Source organism: Thermus albus (assembly GCF_022760855.1).
Classification (GTDB): Bacteria; Deinococcota; Deinococci; order Deinococcales; family Thermaceae; genus Thermus; species Thermus albus.
In genome coordinates this window covers 1-3,145 of sequence record NZ_JAKTNR010000021.1, presented here as the reverse complement: position 1 = coordinate 3,145, position 3,145 = coordinate 1, and the positions used below count along the sequence as shown (strand labels likewise).

General features: G+C 64.0%; 3 protein-coding genes. 1 reads left to right on the top strand and 2 read right to left on the bottom strand.

The features are described from left to right. Positions 1-51 precede the first annotated feature (51 nt). The gene (locus tag L0D18_RS11825; RefSeq protein WP_341474600.1) at positions 52-255 is read left to right on the top strand and encodes an indolepyruvate ferredoxin oxidoreductase subunit alpha; all 204 of its coding nucleotides are present in this window, start codon (positions 52-54) and stop codon (positions 253-255) included. Between the two features lie 276 nt (positions 256-531). Here L0D18_RS11825 and feoB read toward each other — a convergent pair whose 3' ends face one another. Then, the gene (gene feoB, locus L0D18_RS11820) at positions 532-2,538 is read right to left on the bottom strand and encodes a ferrous iron transport protein B (protein ID WP_243029279.1); all 2,007 of its coding nucleotides are present in this window, start codon (positions 2,536-2,538) and stop codon (positions 532-534) included. A gap of 71 nt (positions 2,539-2,609) precedes the next feature. Then, positions 2,610-2,840: a FeoA family protein gene (locus L0D18_RS11815; protein ID WP_243029277.1), complete on the bottom strand. Its 231-nt coding sequence runs from the start codon at positions 2,838-2,840 to the stop codon at positions 2,610-2,612. Between the last annotated feature and the right edge of the window lie 305 nt (positions 2,841-3,145).

The window sequence follows — 3,145 nt, the reverse complement described above, 5'->3', positions numbered from 1 at the left end:
GGTCATGGACGAGGGGTAGGCGAGGGGGCAGGCTGGGGCTTGGAGGTGTCTATGCCCCACGTGATCTGCGAGCCTTGCATTGGCGTGAAGGACCGTTCTTGCCAGGAGGTTTGTCCGGTGGAATGCATCTACGATGCTGGTGAGCAGCTTTACATCCACCCTGACGAGTGCATTGACTGCGGGGCCTGTGTGCCTGCTTGTCCGGTGAACGCCATCTACCCTGAGGAGGATGTCCCCGAGGAGTGGAGGGTTTAAAGAAGAACCGCGAGTGGGCCCAGACCTTGCCCAACGTGCACGTGTTGGAGTCTTAAGGGAGGGAATCCTGCCGGACCCAATGGCTGGGGCCTGGACCTCCGCAAAAGCCGCGGAAGGCGCAGACCTTGCAAGCCGTCCCACAGGCCAGGGGGGCCACGTATCCCTTTCGTTCCAGCTGCTTGAGGAGCAGGAGGGTTGCCTCCAGGCTAAGCCCTAAGCCTTGGGCCAGCTCCTGGGGGGTCTTGGGGGAGGTCAGAAGTTCCAGCGCTAGGGGGATCATGGCAGGATGCGGTAGACCAGGAAGGCCAGGAGGTAGGCCAGGGAAAGTTGGTATCCCACGGCCAACAAGGCTCCTTTCCCGCCTACCACCTGCCTTAAGGCGGCCAAGGTGGCCACACACGGGGTGTAAAGGAGGACGAAGACCAAATAAGCCAGGGCTCCGGATGGGGACACCGCTTCCTTCAGGGCCGCCTGGAGGGGGGTGGGCTCAGGGGCCAGGCTAAGGTGGAGCGAAAACAGCGATCCGAGCCCATGTAGGGTGCCCGCCAAGGCGGAGAGGAGGCCATCTATGAGGGCTCTCACTCCCTCGGCTAGCCCCAGGGGCATGAGGCCTTCTGACCCAAAGAAGCTCACCCCCAGGGTTCCCACCACCACCTCCTTGGCGATAAACCCGGGGATCAAAGCCCCCACCAGCCGCCAGTCCTCGAGGCCCAGGGGGTGGAAGAGGGGGGTGAGGGCTTGGGCTAAGGCGGCGTAGGGGCTCCCCCCCGGAAAGGGCAGGTGTAAAAGCGCCCATACCGCCAAAACCGCCAGCAGGATGGGGCCCCCTGCTCCTTGCAGGAAGCTTTGGGTACGGGCCCAGGCCAGGCGCCAAAGGAGCCTGGGTGGGGGGAAGCGGTAGGGGGGAAGTTCCATGGCCCCTTCCCCCCGGCCCGCCTTAAGCAGCTTGCCTAGGAGGAGGGCTGTGAATAGGCCAAGGACCAGGCCCAGAAGATAAAGCCCCAACACCACCAAGAAAGCCTTTTCGGGAAAGAAGACGAAGGCGAAGAGGGTGAAGACCGGAAGCCTAGCCCCACAGGCCATGAAGGGGATGGCCAGGGCGGTCCTCAGGCGGTCTAAGGGATGGGAGAGGGTGCGGGTGGCGTAGATGGCGGGGACATTGCAGCCAAAGCCCAGGACCAAGGGGATGAAGGCCTTTCCGGGAAGCCCCGCCCACTGCATGGCCCGGTCCACCACAAAGGCCATGCGGGCCAAGAACCCGGAAAGCTCCAGGAAGCCCAGGGCCAGGTAGAGGAGGAGGAGCACTGGGGTAAAGGCCAAGACCGTACCCACGCCGGCCACCACCCCTTCGGTTAGGAAGGACTGGAGGAGGGGAGGTAGGGAAAGGGCCACGATCCAACGGGAAAGCACCTCTTGGGCCTGACCCATCAGGTCCACCCAGGGGGCGGAAAGGGCAAAGGTGAAGCGGAAGGTGAGAAGGAGGGCCAACAGGAAAAGGGGCAATCCCAAAAGGGGGTGGAGCACCACCCGGTCCAGCCTTTCGGTGAGGGAGGGAAGGCTTTTTACCCGTTGCACCGCCTTGTCATGGATCTCCCGGGCCTTGGCGTACCTGGCCTCGAGGGCCAGGAGGTAGGGGTCCAACCCGGCCTGGGCGAGGGCGCTCCCTTCCTGCCTTACCGCCTCCCAAGCCTCGGGGGGCAGGGGGAGGTTTTCCTCCCCCATAAGGGCCAAAAGGGCCAGGGCCCGGTTGGGCACCCAAGGGCGCAGGTGGTCCAGGGCCCTTTCCAAGGGCTCAGGGTAGAGGACCATGGGGGTAGGGATGCGGGCCTCCCTCACCTTGGGCCAGACCTCGGCCACCTGGCCCCGGCTGGCTACCGTACCCGCCACTGGGAGGCCCAGGGCCTTCTCCAGGGCTTGGAGGTCCACCTTAAGCCCCTTGGCCTCCGCCTCGTCCAAGAGGTTAACCACCAGGACCATGGGCAGGCCCAGCTCCATGAGTTCCAGGGTGAGGACCAGGCTCCTTTCCAAGTTCCCCCCGTCCAAGACGTTGAGGACCAGGTCAGGGGGGTTTTGGAGGAGCTCCCGGACCACCAGGGTTTCCTCCGGCGAGGTGGCCAAAAGGGAGTAGAGGCCGGGCAGGTCCACCAGCTCCACTGGCCCCCCTAGGTCCAGGCGGGCGGAAAGGCGCTCCAGAGTGGTTCCCGCCCAGTTCCCCACCGCCAGCTGGCTGCCCGCCAAGGCGTTGATGAGGGAGGATTTCCCGGTGTTGGGCCCCCCGACCATGGCCCAATGCTTTTCCCGTGTCGGTCGGGTCTCGGAGGCTATGGGTGCTGGAGGATCGCACCGGGGGCAACTCATGTGGGCTCCCTGCTGGCTTCCACCAGGATGACCTTGGCCGCCTCGCGGCGTAGGAGCAGATAGGTTTCCCCTGCCCGCACCTCGAGGGGATCCCCCAAGGGGGCCCGTAAGAGGATTTCCACCGTGGCTCCAGGCCTCAAGCCTAAGGCTAGAAGCCGCTTTTCTTCCGGCGGAACCCTGAGGATTCGCGCCTGCTGGCCAGGGGGAAGCTGGGTTAGGGGTAGCATGGTCAACCTCCTGGAGGTTAGGCTATACCGCTCCCAGGATAAAGTCAAGTATTCCGCTCGGATTTAGTGTATTAGAAACAGTAACCATTTCCATTTAACAATCTGCCGAATCTGCTGAGGGCTTCGGGGTGGGGAATCTGTACCTGCCTTCCCTTAGGCCGGATGGGGCCTTGGCGGTAGGGGTGGCCCAGGATGCAACATGTCCTCAGCGGCGCAGGTGGGGGTTGGCCTGGCGGCAAACCCCTTGATCCGGGTCATGGACGAGGGGTAGGCGAGGGGGCAGGCTGGGGCTTGGAGGTGTCTAT

Excerpts from the sequence above, each read along its gene's own strand:
- L0D18_RS11825 (WP_341474600.1), top strand. The coding sequence starts at position 52 with ATGCCCCACGTGATCTGCGAGCCTTGCATTGGCGTGAAGGACCGTTCT.
- feoB (WP_243029279.1), bottom strand. The coding sequence starts at position 2,538 with ATGGTCGGGGGGCCCAACACCGGGAAATCCTCCCTCATCAACGCCTTG.
- L0D18_RS11815 (WP_243029277.1), bottom strand. The coding sequence starts at position 2,840 with ATGCTACCCCTAACCCAGCTTCCCCCTGGCCAGCAGGCGCGAATCCTC.